The organism is Streptomyces sp. 2323.1, assembly GCF_900221035.1.
Lineage (GTDB): Bacteria > Actinomycetota > Actinomycetes > Streptomycetales > Streptomycetaceae > Streptomyces > Streptomyces sioyaensis.
Window position 1 is genome coordinate 7,604,138 of record NZ_LT907981.1, and the last position, 20,292, is coordinate 7,624,429.

General features: G+C 75.2%; 1 protein-coding gene. It reads left to right on the forward strand.

Annotation, left to right across the window (positions count from 1 at the left end; all coding sequences use genetic code 11):
* The first annotated feature begins 3 nt into the window (after positions 1–3).
* Complete coding sequence (locus CPH93_RS32775; RefSeq protein ID WP_096214920.1) at positions 4–20,049, forward strand: non-ribosomal peptide synthetase; 20,046 nt, start codon at positions 4–6, stop codon at positions 20,047–20,049.
* Positions 20,050–20,292: the final 243 nt, after the last annotated feature.

Genomic DNA, 20,292 nt, shown 5'->3' on the forward strand with positions numbered 1-20,292 from the left:
CCCATGACGTCTTCGAAGAAGGGCCGCGCCGCGGCGCTGCCGCAGGAGCTGCAGGAAGCGCTGCGCCGCCGCCTGGCGGGGCAGACCGGCGGACCGGCCGCAAAGGCCCGCGAGACCATCCCCCGGGCGGACCGGTCCGAGCCGCTGCCGCTCTCCTTCGCCCAGCAGAGCCTGTGGTTCCTCGACCAGCTGCGGCCCGGCGACTGCCGCTACAACAGCGCGGTCGCGCTGCGGCTGACCGGCAGCCTGGACCGGGCCGCGCTGTCCGGGGCGCTGGACGCCGCGCTGGAGCGCCACGAGGGGCTGCGGACCACGTTCCACGACATCGACGGCCGGCCCGTGCAGACGGTGCACCCGGCCGCTCCGGTGCCGCTGCCGGTCCGTGACCTGACGGCCAATCAGGAATGCGCAGGCGACCCGGACCCGGACGAGCCCGGCCGGGGCCACGCGGCGCTGGACGAGCTGCTGCTGACGGAGTACTCCCGCCCGTTCGACCTGCGCACCGGGCCGCTGCTGCGGGCCCTGCTGGTGCGTCTGGCCGCCGACGAGCACGTCCTGCTGCTCACCGCGCACCACATCGTCACCGACGGCTGGTCCATGGGCGTCCTGCTGGACGAACTGTGCACGCTCTACGACGCCCTGGCCCACGGCGGGACGCCTGCGCTCGCACCCGTGACGACCCAGTACCCGGACTACGCCGTCTGGCAGCGCGGCCGGCTGACCGGCGCTCTGCTGGCCGAGCAACTCTCCTACTGGACCAAGCAGCTGGACCAGGCCGCGCCGCTGGAGCTGCCGCTCGACCGTCCCCGCAGCGGTGCGGAGTCCGGAAGCGGCGCGGTCCACGAGTTCCGCGTCCCGCCGCGGACCACGGCCGGCCTGCGGAAGCTGGCGGCCGAGCAGCACACCACCCTGTTCACCGCGCTGATCGCGGCCTGCCAGGCGCTCTTCGCCCGCTGGTCGGGGCAGGACGACATCAGCGTCGGCTCGCTGACGCCCGGGCGCGGCCGCACCGAACTGGAGCGCGCGGTCGGCTTCTTCGTCAACACCGTCGTGCTGCGCTGCCCGGTCGACACCGCCCGCCCCTACCGCGAGCTGCTGGACACCGCGGCCGGCACCGTCCTCGACGCCTTCGCCCACGACGACACCCCCTTCGAACGGCTGGTGGAGGCCGTGGGGGCGGAACGCCAGGCGGGCCGCAACCCGCTCTTCGACGTCATGGTGCTGCTGCACCCCGCCCCGCCCGAGGCCCCCGGCCTGCGCGGGCTGACCGCCCAGAACGTCACCGTGCCCCGCCGGGCCGCCACCTTCGACCTGAGCGTCGAGTTCGTCCCGGACGGCGAGGGGCTGACCGGCCTGCTGGAGTACCGCACCGATCTCTTCGACGCCTCGACGGTGGCGCGGATGGCGGAGCAACTGCTGCTCCTGCTCGACGGCGTGGCCGCCGAACCGGACCGCCCGCTGGGCGAGCTGTCCCTGCTCTCGGCGCGCGAGTGGCGACGGCTGACCACCGAGTGGAACGACACCGCGCTCGCCGTCACCCCCGCCACCTACCCCGAGGTGTTCGAGGCGCAGACGGCCCGCACCCCGCACGCCACGGCCCTGGTCGCCGGCGACACCACGCTCGACTACGCCGCACTCAACGCCCGCGCCAACCGGCTGGCCCACCACCTCATCGACCGCGGCGCGGGCCCCGAACAACTCGTCGCGCTGCGGCTGCCGCGCACCGCCGACATGGTCGTGGCGATCCTCGCCGTCCTCAAGTCCGGCGCCGGATACCTGCCCCTCGACCCCGAACTGCCCGCCGAGCGCCTGGACTTCCTGCTGGCGGACGCCCGGCCGCTGCTGGTGCTCGACGAGGCGGCGCTGCGCGAGGTGCCCGCATCGGCGCCCGCGATCGACCCCACCGACAGCGACCGCCGCGCCCCGCTGCTCCCCGGCCACCCCGCCTACGTCATCTACACCTCCGGCTCCACCGGCCGCCCCAAGGGCGTGACCGTGGGACACCGGTCCCTGATGAACCTGCTCGCCGGCCACCGCGACGGCTTCGTCGCCGCGGCCGGAGGCGGCCCGCTGCGGGTGGCCCTGACCGCGTCGTTCTCCTTCGACACCTCGCTGGAGGGCGTGCTGCTGATGGCCGACGGCCACCGGCTGCACCTGGTCGACGAGGCGACCCGGCTCGACCCGGCCGCGCTGGTCGAGTACGCCGTCGCGCACCGCATCGACTTCCTCGACCTGACCCCCTCCTACCTGCGCCAGCTGCTGCCCGCCGGACTGCTCACCGACCCCCGCCACCACCCCCGGCTGCTGATGCTGGGCGGCGAGGCGGTCGGGCCCGACCTGTGGCAGGAGCTGTCCGCGCTGCCGGACGTCGCCGCGTACAACTTCTACGGCCCCACCGAGTGCACCGTCGACGCGCTGGCCTGCCGCATCGACGGCCCCGGGCGGCCCGTGGTGGGGCGGCCGCTGGCCAACGTCCGCGCCCATGTGCTCGACCACCGGCTCCAGCCGGTGCCGCCCGGCGTCGGCGGCGAGCTCTACCTCGCGGGCGACCAGGTCGCGCGCGGCTATCTGCACCGGCCCGGACTGACGGCCGCCCGGTTCGTGGCGGACCCGTTCGGTCCGCCCGGCAGCCGGATGTACCGCACCGGCGACCTCGCCCGCTGGACGGCTGACGGACGGCTCGACTACCTCGGCCGCGCCGACGACCAGGTCAAGATCCGCGGCCACCGCATCGAACCCGGCGAGATCGAGGCGGCCCTGCGGGCGCTGTCGGCCGTCGCCGAGGCGGCCGTCGTCGCCGTCGACGACGCGCACGGCCACGCCCGGCTCGCCGCCTACGTGACCCCCGCCACCGAGGCCGGCCCGCCCGCCGCCGCCGAGCTGCGGGCCGCCCTCCAGCGCACCCTGCCCGGCCACATGGTCCCCGCCGCCTTCGTCGTCCTCGACGTCCTGCCGCTGAACAGCAGCGGCAAGCTGGACCGCCGCGCGCTGCCCGCCCCCGACCTCGACGCGGCCCCGCGCGAGCGCGAGTTCGTGGCGCCGGGCACCCCTGCCGAACGGACGCTGGCCGGGATCTGGTCCGCGGTGCTCGGCGTCGCGCAGGTGGGCGCCGACGACAACTTCTTCGAGCTGGGCGGCGACTCGATCCTCAGCATCCAGGCGGTCTCCCGGGCCCGCGCCGCCGGCCTGCACCTGACCTCCCGGGACGTCTTCCAGCACCAGACCGTCGCCGAACTGGCCGCCGCCGTGGACCAGCGCAGCGCCCCGGCTCCCGCGCCCCGGCAGCCGGACAAAACCGGCCCGGCCCCGCTCACGCCCATCCAGGAGTGGTTCTTCGCCACCCACGGACCGCTGCGGCACTTCACCATGTCGATGCTGCTCGACCTGCCCCGCGACCTCGACCAGGACGCCCTGGAGCGGGCCCTGCATGCCGTGGCCGCCCACCATCCGGCGCTGCGCACCCGCTTCGTCCGCACGGGCGACACCTGGCGCCAGCACCCCGGCGCTCCCGTCGCCCCCGGCCTGCTGACCCGGCACGCCCCGTCCGGGACCACCGGCGCCGCCCGGGACGCCGCCCGCACCGCGGCGGCCGACGCCGCCCGCGCGGCCCTCGACCCCGACACCGGCACGCTGCTGCGCGCCGTCCTGTTCCCGCCGGCCCCCGGCGACCGGCCACAGCTCTTCCTGACGGCCCATCATCTCGCCGTGGACAGCGTCTCCTGGCGCATCCTGCTCGCCGACCTGGAGCGCGCCTACCACCAGGCCGCCGCCGGCGAGCCGGTCCAACTGGAGCCCGCCACCACACCGTTCACCACCTGGGCCACCGCCCTCTCCCGCCACGTACGGGACGGCGGCCTGGACGACGACCTGGCGTACTGGCGCACCGAGAGCGAGGCGCCGCGCACCCCGCTGCCGGCCGACCGCCCCGGCACCCCGCTCGCCGGGTCCGCCCGCACCGTCCGCGCGCGTCTCGACCGCGACACCACCGAGGCCCTGCTGCGCCGGGTGCCCGGTGTCTACCGGACCCAGATCAACGACGTGCTGCTCAGCGCGGTCGGCCGGGTGCTCGCCGACTGGGCGGGCACGGACCGGGTGACGTTGGCCCTGGAGGGGCACGGCCGCGAAGACCTCCACGAGGCCGCCGGTGACGGGGCCGAGGGGGCCCGCGACGGGGCCGATCTGTCCCGGACCGTCGGCTGGTTCACCACCCAGTACCCCGTCACGCTCACCCTGCCCGGACCATCGCACGAGCCGGACTGGGGCGCCACGCTCAAGGCGGTCAAGGAACGGCTGCGCGCCGTCCCCCGGCGCGGTCTCGGCTACGAGGCGCTCGCCCGCCTGGGCTCACCCGACCCGGCCGCCGGCGCCCTGCGCGCGCTGCCCCTGCCCCAGGTCTGCTTCAACTACCACGGCCAGTGGGAGAGCGCGCACGACGGCGACTTCACCCCCGCCGGCGAGGCCCCCGGCCGCGACCTGGCCGCCGAGGAGGTCCTCGACCACCTGCTGGACATCTCGGCCGTGGTGGCCGACGGCGTCCTGGAGATCACCTGGCACTACAGCGACCAGGTGCACGACGAGAGCACCGTCCGGAACCTGGCGGACGGCACGGTCCGCGCGCTGACCGCGATCGCCGCGCACTGCGCCCGGCCGGACGCCGGCGGCCGCACCCCCTCCGACTTCCCGCTGGCCCGCCTCGACCAGGCCGGCGTGGACCGGCTCGCCGGGGACGGCCGCGCCGTCGAGGACATCTATCCGCTGACCCCGCTCCAGGAAGGCATGCTCTTCCACCGCCTGGTGGGCGGCGCGGACGACGTCTACCTCGACCAGGCCAGCCTGCTGCTCGAAGGGGTCGCCGACCCGCGGGCGTTCGCCCGGGCCTGGCAGCGGGTGGCCGACCGGACGCCGGTGCTGCGCACCTCGGTCGTCTGGGAGGGCGTGCCCGTACCGCTCCAGCTCGTGCACCGCCGGGCGACCGTGCCCGTCGTCCACCTCGACTGGCGCGCCCTGGACGAGGAGCAGCGCACGGCCGGACTCGCCCGGCTCCAGGCCGAGGACCTGGAGCGCGGCCTGGACCTCGGCACCCCACCGCTGATGCGGCTCACCCTGATCCAGCTGCCCGGCGGAGCGCTGCGGCTGCTGTGGACCTCGCACCATCTGATCCTGGACGGCTGGAGCCTGGCCCAGGTGCTGACCGAGGTCTGCGAGGAGTACGCCGCGCTCGTCGCCGGCCGTGAACCGGCGCCGCCCGCCCGCCGTCCCTTCGGCGACTACGTCCGCTGGCTGTCGGGCCGGGACGGCCGCGCGGCCGAGGAGCACTGGCGTGCCGTCCTCGCCGGTTTCGCCACCCCGACGCCGCTGCCCTGCGACCGCCCGCCCCGGGAGGCCCACCGGGCCCGCTCCGCCGAGGTGCTGACGGTGAGCCTGCCCGTCGAACGCTCCGCGGAGCTGCTGCGCTGCGCCCGGCGCGCCGGACTGACCCTCAACACGGTGGTGCAGGGCGCCTGGGCGCTGCTGCTGGCCCGCTACAGCGGAGAGCCGGACGTGGTGTTCGGCACCACCGTCTCCGGCCGCCCGGACACCCTGCACGGCGTCGAGTCGATGGTCGGGATGTTCATCAACACCCTGCCCACCCGGGTGCGGGTCGACGGGCACCGCACCGCCGCCGGCTGGCTGCAGGAGCTCCAGGACGCCCAGTCCGAGTCCCGGCGCTTCGAGACCGTCTCGCTGGCGCAGCTCGCCGCGTTCAGCGACGTACCGGCCGGCACCGCGCTCTTCGACAGCATGGTCGCCTTCGAGAACTACCCCTTCGACGAGGCCCGGACCTCCGGCGCCGGGGTGCGCCTCGCGCAGGTCACCTCCCGGGACGCGACCAACTTCCCCCTGGTGCTGCGCGCCCACCACAGCGACCGCCTCGGCTTCGACCTCGCCTACGACCCCGACCTCTTCGATCCCGCCACCGTCCGCGCGCTCGCCGACCGGCTGTGCCTGCTGCTCGCGGAGCTCGCCGCCGACCCGGACCGCCCGCTGCGCGAGCTGGCGTGGACGACCGCCGAGGAACGCCGTCGGATGCTGGTCGACTGGAACGGCACCGAGCACGGCCGCCCCGAGACGACCCTGGTGGACCTCTTCGCGGCCCAGGCCGCCCGTACCCCCGACGCCACCGCCGTGACCTGCGCCGGCGACACTCTCTCGTACGCCGAACTCGACGCGCGGGCGGGCCGGCTGGCCCACAAGCTGGCCGAGTACGGAGCCGGTCCCGAGCGCTTCGTGGCGCTCGCCCTGCCCCGCTCGGCGGACCTGATCGTGGCCATCGTGGCAGTGCTCAAGACCGGCGCCGCCTACCTCCCCGTCGACCCCGAGCTCCCCGGCGGCCGCATCGCCCACCTGCTCACCGACGCCACCCCGGCCCTGCTGGTGACCACCACCGCCGTCGCCGGACGGCTCCCCGCTACGGACGTCCCCCGGCTGCTGCTCGACGATCCCGCGGTCCGCGACGACCTGGCCGAACGCCCCGCCACCGGCCCGGAAACCGCCCGCCGCCCGCTCCCGGAGTCGCCCGCCTACGTCATCTACACCTCGGGCTCCACCGGCCGGCCCAAGGGCGTGGTCGTCCCGCACGCGAACGTGGTGCGGCTGTTCTCCCGCACCCGCCACTGGTTCGGCTTCGACGAGCACGACGTGTGGACGCTCTTCCACTCCTACGCCTTCGACTTCTCCGTCTGGGAGATCTGGGGCGCGCTGCTGCACGGCGGCCGGCTCGTCGTCGTCCCGCACGACACCGCCCGCGCCCCCGAGGAGTTCCTGCGCCTGCTGGCGGACGAACGGGTCACCGTGCTCAACCAGACGCCCTCCGCGTTCTACCCCCTGATGCGCGCGGACGCCGAACACCCCGAGCTCAGCGCCCGCCTGAGCCTGCGCACGGTGATCTTCGGCGGCGAGGCGCTGGACCTGGCGCGGCTGGCCGACTGGTACGAGCGCCACCCCGACACCGCACCCGCCCTGGTCAACATGTACGGCATCACCGAGACCACCGTGCACGTCTCCTACGCCCCGCTCGACCGCGCCACGGTGACCGGAGCCACCGCCAGCGCCATCGGCTCCGGCCTCCCCGACCTGCGCGTCCATGTCCTCGACGGCGACCTCGCCCCGGTGCCGCACGGCGCCGTCGGCGAGCTGTACGTGGCGGGGGAGGGCCTGGCCCGCGGCTATCTGCACCGCCCCGGCCTGACCGCCGCGCGGTTCGTCGCCAACCCCTTCGGCCCGCCCGGCAGCCGGATGTACCGCACCGGCGACCGGGCCCGGTGGCGGCCCGACGGCACCCTGGAGTACCTCGGCCGCGCCGACCAGCAGGTCAAGATCCGTGGGTTCCGCATCGAACTCGGCGAGATCGAGGCCGCGTTGCACACCCACCCCGGCATCGGTGCCGCCGTGGTGGACGTCCGGGAGGACACCCCCGGCGTGCGGCGGCTGGTCGCCCACGTCGTGGGCGCGGGCCAGGACGCCCCGCCGCCCGCCGCCGCACTCCGTGCCCACCTGGAGCAGACCCTGCCCGCGCACATGGTGCCGGCCGCCTATGTCGCCCTGGACGCGCTGCCGCTGACCGTCAACGGCAAGCTCGACCGCCGGGCGCTGCCCGCCCCCGGCCCGGACGGCTACGCCGCCGGCGCGGACCGCACCGCCCCGCGCACCGAGGCGGAGCGCCTCGTCGCCCGGGTGTGGGCCGAGGTGCTGGACGCCGGGGACGTGGGCGCGGAGGACAACTTCTTCGCGCTGGGCGGCGACTCGATCCTCGCCATCCGCGTCACCTCCCGGCTGCGCGCCGCCCTCGGTGCCGAGGTCTCACCCCGGCTGCTGTTCACCCGGCCGACGGTGGCCGCGCTGGCAGCCGCCCTGCCCGGTCCGGCCGCGGGCCGCCCGGCGGCGGCCGATGCGATACCGGTGGCCGACCGCGCCGCCGCGGTACCGCTGTCCTTCGCCCAGCAGCGCCTGTGGTTCCTGGACCGCTTCGAGCCGGACAGCACCGAGTACCTGACCTTCTTCGTGCTGCGCCTGCGCGGCCCCCTCGACGAGGCGGCCCTGCGCACCGCCCTGGACGCCCTGGTGGCCCGGCACGAACCGCTGCGCACCACCTTCGCCGACCAGGACGGCCACGCCCACCAGCGCGTGCACGCCCCCGCTCCGGTGGACCTGCCGCTGCACGACCTGTCGGCCCTCGCGCCGCAGGCCCGCCACGGCGCGCTCGACGACCTGCTGGCACGCGACGGCGCCACCCCCTTCGACCTGGGCGCCGGGCCGCTGCTGCGCACCCGGCTGATCCGCCTCGCCGCCGACGAGCACATGCTGACCCTGGCCATGCACCACATCGTCACCGACGGCTGGTCCACCGCCGTGCTCGGCCGGGACCTGGGCGAGCTGTACGCGGCGGCCCGGCACGACCGCCGCCCGGACCTGCCCCCGCTGCCCGTCCAGTACGCCGACTACGCGGTCTGGCAGCGCGCCCGGACCCACCGGGCAGAAGAGCAACTCACCTACTGGAAGCAGCAGTTGGCCGACGTCGCTCCGCTGGAGCTGCCGACCGACCGGCCGCGGCCCGCCGTCCGCACCAAGAACGGCGCGCTGCTGGAGTTCGCGCTGCCCGCCGGGCTGACCGAGCGGCTGCGGGAGACCGGCCGCGGCGCCGACGCCACCCTCTACATGACGCTGCTCGCGGCCTGCCAGGTCCTCCTCGCCCGCTGGGCCGGCCAGGAGGACATCGCGGTCGGCACCGTGGCCTCCGGACGCGAACGCCCCGAACTGGAGCACCTGGTCGGGATGTTCGTGAACACCCTGGTGCTGCGCAGCCGGGTGCCCGCGGACCGCCCGTTCAGCGCCCTGCTCGCGGACGTGCGCGCCACCGTGCTGGACGCCTTCGCCCACCAGGACGTCCCCTTCGAACGGCTCGTGGACGTCCTCCAGCCGGAGCGGGACACCAGCCGCACCCCCCTGTTCCAGGTCATGGTCGCGCTGCACAACCTGGGCGGCGAGGCCCCGCAGCTGGAGGGCCTCGACGTCGAGACCGTCCAGCCGCCGGTCCGCCACTCCTCCTTCGACCTCGGCTTCGACTTCGTCGAGCGCGACGGCGGCCTCACCGCGTTCGTGGAGTACAACACCGACCTCTTCGACGCGGCCACCGTCCAGCGGATGACCGGCCGGCTGCGGCTGCTGCTGGAGGCGATCGCGGACGACCCCGGACGCACGGTGGGCGAACTGCCGCTGCTGTCCGCCCCGGAGCGCCGGCAGGTGCTGGAGGAGTGGCAGGGCGAGCCGCTGCCCGTACCGGACACCACCTTCACCGAGCTGTTCGAGGCCCAGGCCGCCCGCACCCCGCACGCCACCGCCCTGGTGGCCCGGGATGCCACCCTCGACTTCGCCACCCTGAACACCCGCGCCAACCGGCTGGCCCACCACCTCATCGGCCTCGGCGCCGGCCCGGAACGGGTGGTCGCCGTCCGGCTGCCGCGCACCTCGGACATGGTGGTGGCCCTCCTCGCCGTCCTCAAGGCGGGCGGCACCCAGCTCTCCCTGGACCCGGACCTGCCCGAGGACCGCATCGCGTTCCTGCTCGCGGACGCCGCGCCGCAGACCGTCCTGACCCCCGGCACGCTGCGCGACGCCCCGCTGGACGGGCTGCCCACCCACAACCCCACCGACGCCGACCGGATCGCGCCGCTGTGCGGCGCCCACACCGCGTACCTCAACTACACCTCCGGCTCCACCGGCCGGCCCAAGGGCGTCGCCGTCGAACACCGCCAGCTGGTCAACCTCTGCCACGACCACCGGGCCGGGCTCGTCGCCCCGCACACCACCGGGGGAGAGCAACTGCGCTTCGCGCTCAGCGGCGCCTTCTCCTTCGACACCTCGTGGGAAGGCCCGCTGATGCTGGCGCTGGGCCAGCAGGTCCACCTCATCGACGAGGACGTACGCCTGGACCCGGCCGCGTTCGTCGGGCAGATCGCCGCACAGCGCCTGGACGTCGTCGATGTGACACCGACCTTCCTGCACGAGCTGATGGCCGCCGGTCTGTTCACCGGCGAGGGCCACCGTCCGCGCCTCCTCATGGTGGGCGGCGAGGCCGTCGGCACGCCGCTGTGGCGGGAGCTGCGGGAGACCGACGGCCTCACCGCGTACAACGTCTACGGCCCCACCGAGTGCACCGTCGACGCCGTCTACGGCCGCTTCACCGACCACGCCGAGCGGCCCGTCATCGGCCGGCCGGGCCGCAACCTGCGCGCCTATGTGCTCGACGGGCGGCTGCGGCCGGTGCCGGCCGGGGTACCGGGCGAGCTGTATCTGGCCGGTGCCCAGGTCGCCCGCGGCTACCGGGGGCGGCCCGGGCTCACCGCCGAGCGCTTCGTCGCCGACCCGTTCGGCCCGCCCGGCACCCGCATGTACCGCACCGGCGACCGCGCGCGCCACGACGCGCAGGGGCTGCTGGAGTTCCTGGGGCGCACCGACGAACAGGTCAAGATCCGCGGCTTCCGTATCGAGCCCGGCGAGATCGAGGCGGCCCTCCTGGCCCACCCCGAGGTCGCGGACACCGTGGTGGTGGCGCGGGAAGACGACGGCCGGGCGCGGCTGGTGGCCTACGTGGTCCCCGCCGGGGAGCGGACACCCCCGGCCGAGGAGCTGCGGGTCGAGCTGCGCCGCACGCTGCCGGACTACATGGTCCCCGCGGCGTTCGTCGCGCTGGAGCGGGTGCCGCGGACCAGCAGCGGCAAGACCGACCGGCGCGCGCTGCCCGCGCCTCCGGCGCAGCCGGACACCGCGACGCACCACGTGGCGCCGCGCAACGACACCGAGACCTGCCTCGCCGACATCTGGGCGGAGGTGCTCGGCATCCCCCGCGTCGGCGTCGAGGACAACTTCTTCGCCCTCGGCGGCGACTCGATCCTCAGCATCCAGATCGTCTCCCGGGCCCGCCGGGCCGGCCTCGCCCTGACCTCCAAGGACGTCTTCCGGCACCAGACGATCGCGGAACTCGCCCTGCGCACCGACGCCGTGACCCCGCCACCCGCCGACGCCGCCCCGGCCCCGGCCGGACCGGCACCGCTCACCCCCATCCAGCACTGGTACCTCGACGACCGGCGGCCCGGCGACGCGCTGCGCTTCACCATGACCCACCGGCTGGAACTGGCCCCGGACAGCACGGAACCGGCGCTGCGGCAGGCGGCCGGTGCCCTGGTCGCCCAGCACGAGGCGCTGCGCACCCGCTTCCGCCGCACCGACGGCGCCTGGCACCAGGAAGTCCTGCCCACCGCCCCCGGCGACGTCTTCACCCGCCACGACCTGACCGGACTCGACGAGCCGGCCCAGGAGGCAGCCGTCCAGCACGCGGCCACCGCCGCGCAGACCTCCCTCGACCCCACCGAAGGCCGGGTCGTACGGGTCCTGTACTTCGACCTCGGGCCCGATCGTCCCGCCCAACTCCTCCTCACCGTCCACCACTTGGCGGTCGACGGGGTGTCCTGGCGCATCCTGCTCGGCGACCTGGAGACCGCCTATCGCCACGCCGCCGCCGGCCGGCCGGCCAGTCTGCCCCCGGCGAGCAGCGGCTACGGACACTGGGCGGCCCGCCTGGAACAGCACACCCGCTCCGGCGCCCTCGACGACGACCTGGCGTACTGGACCCGCACCTGCGCGGCCCCCGCCCACCTCCCCACCGACCGGGAGGGCGGCAACACCCACGCCGAGGCCGCCACCCTCACCGTCCGCCTGGGCAGCGCCGAGACCGACGCCCTGCTGCGCCAGGTCCCCGACGTCTACCGCACCCAGGTCAACGACGTCCTGCTGAGTGCCCTGGGCCGCACCCTGGCTCGCTGGAGCGGCCAGGACACCGTGCTCCTCGGCGTCGAGGGACACGGCCGCGAGGACCTCTTCGACGACCTGGACCTGTCGCGCACCGTCGGCTGGTTCACCGCCGAATTCCCGCTCGCCCTGACCGTCGCCCCCGACGCGGACTGGCGCGAGACCGTACGGTCCGTCAAGGAGCAGCTGCGCGCCGTCCCGCTGCGCGGCCTCAGCTACGGCGCCCTGCGCCATCTCGCCCGGCCGGGCACGCTGCCCGACACGCCGTCGCCGCAGATCGGCTTCAACTACCACGGCCAGTGGGACGTCGCGTCCGGCACCGAGCCGGACGGCGGCGGACTCTACCGCGCCGCCCTGCCGCCGGCCGGCGCGGACACCGACCCCGACGAGGAGCGCACCTACCTCCTCGATGTGACGGGCGTTGTCCAGGACGGCCGGCTCGAACTCGGCTGGACCTATTCGCCCGCGCGCTACGACGAGTCCACCGTGCGCCGCCTCGCCGAGGACACCGTCGCGGCGCTGGGCGAGATCGTCGCGCACTGCGCCCGGCCGGACACCGGCGGCCGCACCCCGTCCGACTTCCCGCTCGCCGGGCTCGACCAGCACCAGGTGGACCTGATCGCCGGCGACGGACAGCACGTCGCGGACATCCACCCGCTCACCCCGCTCCAGGCCGGCATGCTCTTCCACGGGCTGGTCGACGAGGCGGGCGCCTACTTCGACCAGATGGCCCTGCGGATCGCCGGGGTCGCCGACCCGCAGGCGTTCGCCGCGGCCTGGCAGACCGTCGCCGACCACACCCCGGCGCTGCGCAGCAGCGTCCACTGGCAGGGCCTGCCCCACCCGGTGCAGGTCGTACACCGCCACGCCGTCCTGCCCGTCACCCACCACGACTGGCGGACCCTGACCCCCGACGAGCGCGAGGGCGCGCTCGCGGAACTGCTCGCCGCGGACCGGGCGGCCGGCCTGGACGTGACCCGTGCACCGCTGAGCCGGATCGCGGTGGCGGCGCTGCCCGACGACGAGATCGTGCTGGTGTGGTCCTCGCACCACCTGATGCTCGACGGCTGGAGCACCGGAGCGCTCTTCGCCGATGTGTGCGCGCAGTACGCGGCGGCCGTTGAGGGCCGTACCGTCCGGCCGCCGGCCCGCCGCCCGTTCCGGGACTTCCTGCACTGGCTGGCCGGGCAGGACGAGGCGGAGGCCGAGCGGCACTGGACGGACACCCTCGCCGGGTTCACCGCCCGCACCCCGCTGCCCTACGACCGGCCCCCCGTCGAGGCGCACCGCGCCCGCTCGGGCGCCCTGGTGCACCTGGAACTCACCCCCGAGGTCTCCGAGCGGCTGCGCAGCACGGCACGGCGGAGCGGACTGACCGTCAACACCGTGGTCCAGGGCGCCTGGGCGCTGCTGCTGGCCCGCTACAGCGGCCGCCAGGACGTGGTGTTCGGCACCACGGTCTCCGGCCGCCCGGCCGAACTGCCGGGGGTGGAGGCGATGGTCGGCATGTTCATCAACACGGTCCCGACGCGCGCCGTGATCGACGGCACCCAGGGCGTGCTGCCCTGGCTGCGCGGCCTCCAGGAGCAGCAGAGCGACTCCCGCCGCTTCGACTTCGTCTCGCTCGCCCGCATCCAGTCCCTCAGCGAACTCCCCTCGGGCGAGGCGCTGTTCGACAGCATGGTGGTCTTCGAGAACTACCCCTTCGACGAGGCCGCCGCCACCGGTGCGGGCATCCGCATCCAGGACGTGCGCGCCGAGGACGCCACCACCTTCCCGCTGTGCCTGCGCGCCTACCTCGACGACCGCCTCGGCTTCGACCTCGCCTACGACGGGACGCTGTTCGACCAGGAGACGGTGCAGCGGGCCGCGGACCGCCTGGAGACCCTGCTGACCGCGGTCTCCGACGGCACCGACCGGTGCCTGGACGACCTCGGCCTGCTCACCGACGCCGACCGCGCGGTACTGCGCCGGTGGAACACCCCCGCCCGCCACGCCCCGGCCGGCTCGCCGGTGGACCGGTTCGCCGCACAGGTGCGCCGTACCCCGGACGCGATCGCGCTCACGGACGACGGCCTGGAAGTGACGTATCGTCAGCTCGCGGACTGGTCGGACCGGGTGGCCCACCGGCTGCTGGCCGGCGGCCTGGCCCCCGAGGACCGGGTCGCCCTGCTCATGGACCGCTCGGCCGCGCTCGTGGCCGCCCAGCTCGCGGTGCTCAAGGCGGGCGGCGCCTATCTGCCCGTGGACGGCCGGGCCCCCGAGGAACGCCGCCGGATGCTGCTCGACCAGGCGGGTGTGACGGTCCGGCTGACCGCCGAGGAGGTCACCGCCGCGCGGACCGCCGCCCCGGCCGCGGCGCAGGCGCTGCCGCCCGCCGACCCGGACCGGCTGGCGTACGTGATGTTCACCTCCGGGTCGACCGGCACCCCGAAGGCCGTCGGGGTGCGCCACCGGGACGTGACGGCGCTCGCGACCGACAGCCGGTTCACCGGCCCCGACTTCGCCCGGGTGCTGCTGCACTCACCGGTGGCCTTCGACGCCGCCACCTTCGAGGTCTGGGCGCCGCTGCTGAACGGCGGCCGGATCGTGGTCGCCCCGCCCGGCACGGTGGACGCGGCCCTCCTGCGGCGGCTGGCCGCCGGGGGAGAGGTGACGGCGCTGTGGCTGACGGCCGGACTGTTCCGGCTGCTGGCCCAGGACGCGCCGGACTGCTTCGCGGGGCTGCGCCAGGTGTGGACCGGCGGCGACGTGGTACCGGCCGCCGCCGTGCGCCGGGCGCTGTCCGCCTGCCCGGACCTGACCGTCGTGGACGGCTACGGCCCGACCGAGACCACGACCTTCGCGACGTCCTTCGCCATGACCGACGCCGCCGCGGTCCCCGCCGCGGTGCCGATCGGCAGCCCGCTGGACGACATGCGCGTCCACATCCTCGACTCCCGGATGCGCCCGGTGCCGCCGGGCACCGCGGGCGAACTCTGCCTGGCCGGCGAGGGGGTGGCCCGCGGCTACCTCGGCCGCCCCGGGGCCACCGCGGAGCGCTTCGTCGCGGATCCGTCCGGCCCGCCCGGCGCCCGGATGTACCGCACCGGTGACCTCGCCCGCCGACGGCCCGACGGCACCGTGGAGTTCCTCGGCCGCGCCGACGACCAGGTCAAGATCCGGGGCTTCCGCGTCGAACCCGGCGAGGTGGAGGCGGCACTGGCCGCCCACCCGGGCGTCGCGGACGTGGCCGTAGTGGCCCGCGAGCACCGGCCCGGCGCAAAACACCTGGTCGCCTACGTGGTCGGCCACGACGGACTCGACACCGACGAGCTGCGCGGATACGCCCGCGACACCCTGCCCGACTACCTCGTCCCGACGGCGTTCGTCCCCCTGCCGGCGCTGCCGCTGAGCGGCAACGGCAAGGTGGACCGCGCAGCACTGCCCGCGCCGGCCGCCGCGGCGGACCGGCCGGAGCCGGTCGCCCCGCGCACCGAGGCCGAACGCCGCACCGCTCAGGTCTGGGCCGAGGTGCTCGGCGTGGCACGGGTCGGAATGGCGGACGACTTCTTCGCGCTGGGTGGCGACTCGATCCTGAGCATCCGGCTCGCCTCCCGGCTGACGGAGGCGTTCGGCACCGAGCTGACCCCGCGGGCCGTGTTCACCCACCCGACCCCGGCCGCCCTCTCCGCGCTGCTCACGGCGGGGGAGGAGCCCGCCGAGGAGGGCGGCGCCCTCACCCCGGTGGACCGGGACACCCCGATGCCGCTGTCCTTCGCCCAGCAACGCCTCTGGTTCCTCGACGCGTTCACGCCGGAGAGCACCGAGTACGTCACCCCGCTCGCCCTGCGGCTGCGCGGCCGGCTCGACACCGCCGCGCTCGCCGCCGCCCTGACCGCGCTGGCGGCCCGGCACGAGTCGCTGCGGACCACCTTCGACAGCGTGGACGGCCGGGGCGTCCAGATCGTCCACGCGCCGCGGGAGGTGCCGCTGCCGCTGCGCGATCTGTCGTCCCTGCCCGCCGCCGACCGCCCGGCCGCACTGGACCGGCTGCTGGCCGAGGAGCGCACCCGCCCCTTCGACCTGCGCCGCGGCCCGCTGCTGCGCGCCGGACTGGTCCGGCTCGCGGACGACCACCACGTACTGACCCTGACGCTCCATCACATCATCACCGACGGCTGGTCGACCGGCGTGCTCACCGGCGACCTGTCCCACCTCTACCGGGCCGCGCTGCACGGCACGACGGCCGAGCTGCCCCCGCTGCCGGTGCAGTACGCCGATGTCGCCCACTGGCAGCGAACGGCACGCACCGGCCCGGCCGCCGAGGACCAACTGCGCTACTGGAAGGAGCAGTTGACCGGAGTCGAGCCGCTTCAGCTGCCCGCCGACCGGCCGCGCCCGCCCGTGCAGACCAGAAACGGCGCGACCACCGGGCTTGTCCTGCCGCCGGAGACGGCCCACCGCCTCAAGGAGTTCGGCCGGACCCGGCAGACCACCCTGTTCATGACGCTGGTCGCCGCGGCCCAGGCCCTCTTCGCGCGGCTGTCCGGCCAGCAGGACATCGCGGTCGGCACCGTCACCTCGGGCCGCGACCGCGCCGAGACCCAGCGGCTGATCGGCTTCTTCGTCAACACCCTGGTCCTGCGCGCGACGGTCGACCCCGCACAGGGCTTCCCCGCGTTCCTGGCGGACGTCCGCGACACCGTGCTGGACGCCTTCGCGCACCAGGACGTGCCGTTCGAGCAGGTGGTGGACGAGGTCCAGCCCGCCCGTGACACCAGCCGCACCCCGCTCTTCCAGGCCATGGTGGTGCTGCAGAACGCGCCCGGCGAGGCGATGGAGCTGCCCGGCCTCCAGGTGAGCGACATCGAAACGGACCGCGACGACGCCGCCTTCGACCTCACCCTGGAATTCGCCGAGACGGACTCCGGCGCCCTCCACGGCCTGCTCACCTACAACACCGACCTCTTCGACCCCGCCACCGCCCGGCGGATGGCCGACCAGCTCACCACCCTGCTGACCGGCATCGCCGACGACCCCCACCGCCCGCTCGGCGCCCTGCCCCTGGCACCCGCCGACGCCCTGCGGCGGCTGCTCACCGACCGGCAGGGTGCCGTCCGCCCGGTACCCCCGGCCACCCTGCCCGAGCTGTTCCAGCGGCAGGCCGACCGGACACCCGGCGCGGTGGCTCTCGTACAGGGCACACGCGAGCTGACCTACGCCGAGCTGGACACCGCGGCCAACCGGCTGGCGCACCGGCTGATCGCCCAAGGCGTCGGCCCCGAGCGCCTGGTGGCCCTGGCACTGCCCCGCTCGGCGGAGATGGTCGTGGCACAACTGGCCGTGGCGAAGGCCGGCGGCGCGTTCCTGCCCGTCGACCCGGCCTACCCGGCCGAGCGCCGGGACTTCATGGTGCGCGACTCCGCGGCAGCCGTGCTCCTCGACGACCCGGAGGCCGTCTGGTGCGCGGACGGCCCGGCCTCCGCACCCACCGACCAGGACCGCAGCGCACCGCTGCGGACCGGCCACCCCGCGTACGTCATCTACACCTCCGGCTCGACCGGCACCCCCAAGGCGGTGGTCGTCACCCACGCCGGACTGGCCGGCTTCGCTTCGGCCGCCGCGGCCCGGTATGACGTCCAACCCGGCGACCGGGTCCTCCAGTTCGCCTCGCCCAGCTTCGACGCCTCCTACCTGGAGCTGAGCATCTCCCTGCTCGCGGGAGCGACGCTGATCGCGGGGGAGGAGGGGCCGCTGCTCGGCGAACGCCTGGCCCAGGTGCTCGCCGAGCGGCGGATCACCCACACCCTGATCCCGCCCGCGGCACTGTCCACCGTGCCGCCTGAGGCGGCCGGCGCCCTGCCGGACCTGCGCACCTTGATCGTCGGCGCCGAGGCCTGCCCCGCCGACCTCGTGGCACGCTGGGCGCCGGACCGCCGCATGATCAACTCCTATGGCCCCACCGAGGCCACCGTGGTCGCCACCTGGACCGATCCGCTGGTCCCGGAGGCAGGCGCGCCGCCGATCGGCCGCCCCGTCGACAACACCCGGGCCTACGTCCTGGACGCCGCTCTGCGTCCCGTACCGGTCGGTGTCACCGGTGAGCTGTACGTGGCCGGGGCCGGACTCGCCCGCGGCTACCTGGCCCGCCCGGGACTGACCGCGGCCCGCTTCGTCGCCGACCCGTTCGCCACCCCGGGCAGCCGGATGTACCGCACCGGCGACCTGGTGCGCTGGGGCGCCGACGGCGAACTTCGGTACGCCGGCCGCGCCGACGACCAGGTCAAGGTGCGCGGCTTCCGCATCGAGCCCGGCGAGATCGAGAGCGCGCTGCGGCGCAGCCCCCAGGTACGCGACGCCGTGGTCGCCGTCCGCGCCACCGGCGCGGCCGGCCGGGCGGACACCGGCCCCGGGCGCCTGGTCGCCTATGTCGTCCCGGCCGGCGGGACGACTGAGCCGCTGCCCGTCCCGGCACTGCGCGATTTCCTGGCCACAAGCCTCCCGCCGCACATGGTGCCGTCGGTGTTCGTCCCGCTGGCCGAACTGCCGCTGACCCCCAACGGCAAGACCGACCGCCGTGCCCTCCCCGACCCCGAGCCGGCGTCCGCCACCACCGCCGGCCATGTCGCGCCGCGCACCGACACCGAACGCCGGATCGCCGAGATCTGGGCCGATGTCCTCGGTCTCGACACGGTCGGGGCCGACGACAACTTCTTCGACCTCGGCGGCGACTCGATCCTCAGCATGCAGGTGGTCTCCCGGCTGCGCCGGGCCGGACTGCACCTGGCCACCAAGGACCTGTTCACCCACCAGACGGTCGCCGCACTGGCGAGCGTCGTCACCACCGAACCCGAGCGGACCGACAACGGCCCGGTGACCGGCGACCTGCCGCTCACCCCCATCCAGGACTGGTTCTTCGCCACCCCCCGGGCCAATCCGCACCACTTCAACCAGTCGGCGCTGCTCGAACTGGACGGCGAGCCCGACCCCACGGCCCTGGAGGCGGCCCTGGCCGCGCTTCTGACCCACCACGACGCGCTCCGCATGCGGTTCACCGAGGACGGCGGCCGCCGACGCCAGCACAACCCGCCACCGTCCCCCGACCCGCGGGTGCTGACCCGGCACGACCTGACCGGTCTGCCGTCCGACGAGGCCGACGCGGCCATGGAGAAGGCCGCCGACGACCTCCACTCGGGCTTCGACATCGGCCAGGGCCCGCTGTTGAAGGCGGCGCTGTTCACCGGCGGCACGGACCGCCCCGCCTTCCTCTTCCTGGTGGCCCACCACCTGGTCATCGACGGCGTGTCCTGGCGGATCATCCTGGACGACCTGGAGACCGCCTACCAACAGGCGGCACAGGGCCGGCCGGTGACCCTGGGCGAGCGGACCACCGCCTTCCGGGACTGGTCCCGCGGCCTGGCCGCGCACGTCGCCGAAGGGGGGCTGGACCACGAACTGCCGTACTGGGAGGACGCCGTGGCCCCCGCCCCACTACCGGTCGACCACGAGGGTGCCGCGCCCACCCGGCAGGCCCGCACGGTGACCGTGACCCTGGACGAGGCGGACACCACGGCGCTGCTGCGCGCGGCCCCCACCGCTTACCGCACCCGCATCAACGACGTCCTGCTGGCCGCACTCGCCCTGGCGCTGGCGCGCTGGACCGGCCGCGACCGGGTCTGCGTGGACCTGGAAGGCCACGGCCGCGAGGACATCCTCGACGGGGTCGACCTCTCCCGTACGGTCGGCTGGTTCACCACCGTCTACCCGGTCGGCCTCCAGGTGCCCGACCCCGCGGACCTCGGCCCGTCGCGGGACTGGCGCGCCCTGGTCAAGTCGGTCCGGCGGCAACTGCGCGCCGTGCCCGGCAACGGCCTCGGCTTCGGCGCCCTGCGCACCCACGGCCCCGCCGAGGTGCGCGCGCGCCTGGAGCGCACCGGCCGCGGGCAGATCGTCTTCAACTACCTGGGCCAGTGGGACGCCCGACCGGGCGGATCCGGCGGTGGACTCGTCCGCGCCGAGCACGGCTCCTTCGGCCAGGACCACGACCCGCGCGACGGCGGCTCCCATCTGCTGGAGGCGGTCGGCGCCGTGCAGAACGGGCGGCTCGCCTTCACCTGGCACTACCGCCCCGGCGTCCACGAGGAAGCGACGGTACGAGCGGTCGCCGAGGACTTCGCCGAAGCGCTGCGCCGGATCGCCCAGCACGCCCGGGACAGCGTATGAGCCCGGGGGAGACCATCGGGACCACCGCTCGCGCGACCGGCCCCGGCGGTACGCACCGCACCCACCGCGGCGTTCCACCGCGCCCGTCTCCGCACACCGTCTGCCGGAGACCCCCTGAACGTCGTCGACTGCCCGCCCGCCGCACCGGACCGGACCTCCCGGCCACCCCGGCCTGCGCAGCCGCACGATGAACCGCTCAGTGAAGCAACCAACGAAGTAAAGCAACCAACGAAGTGAAGCAAC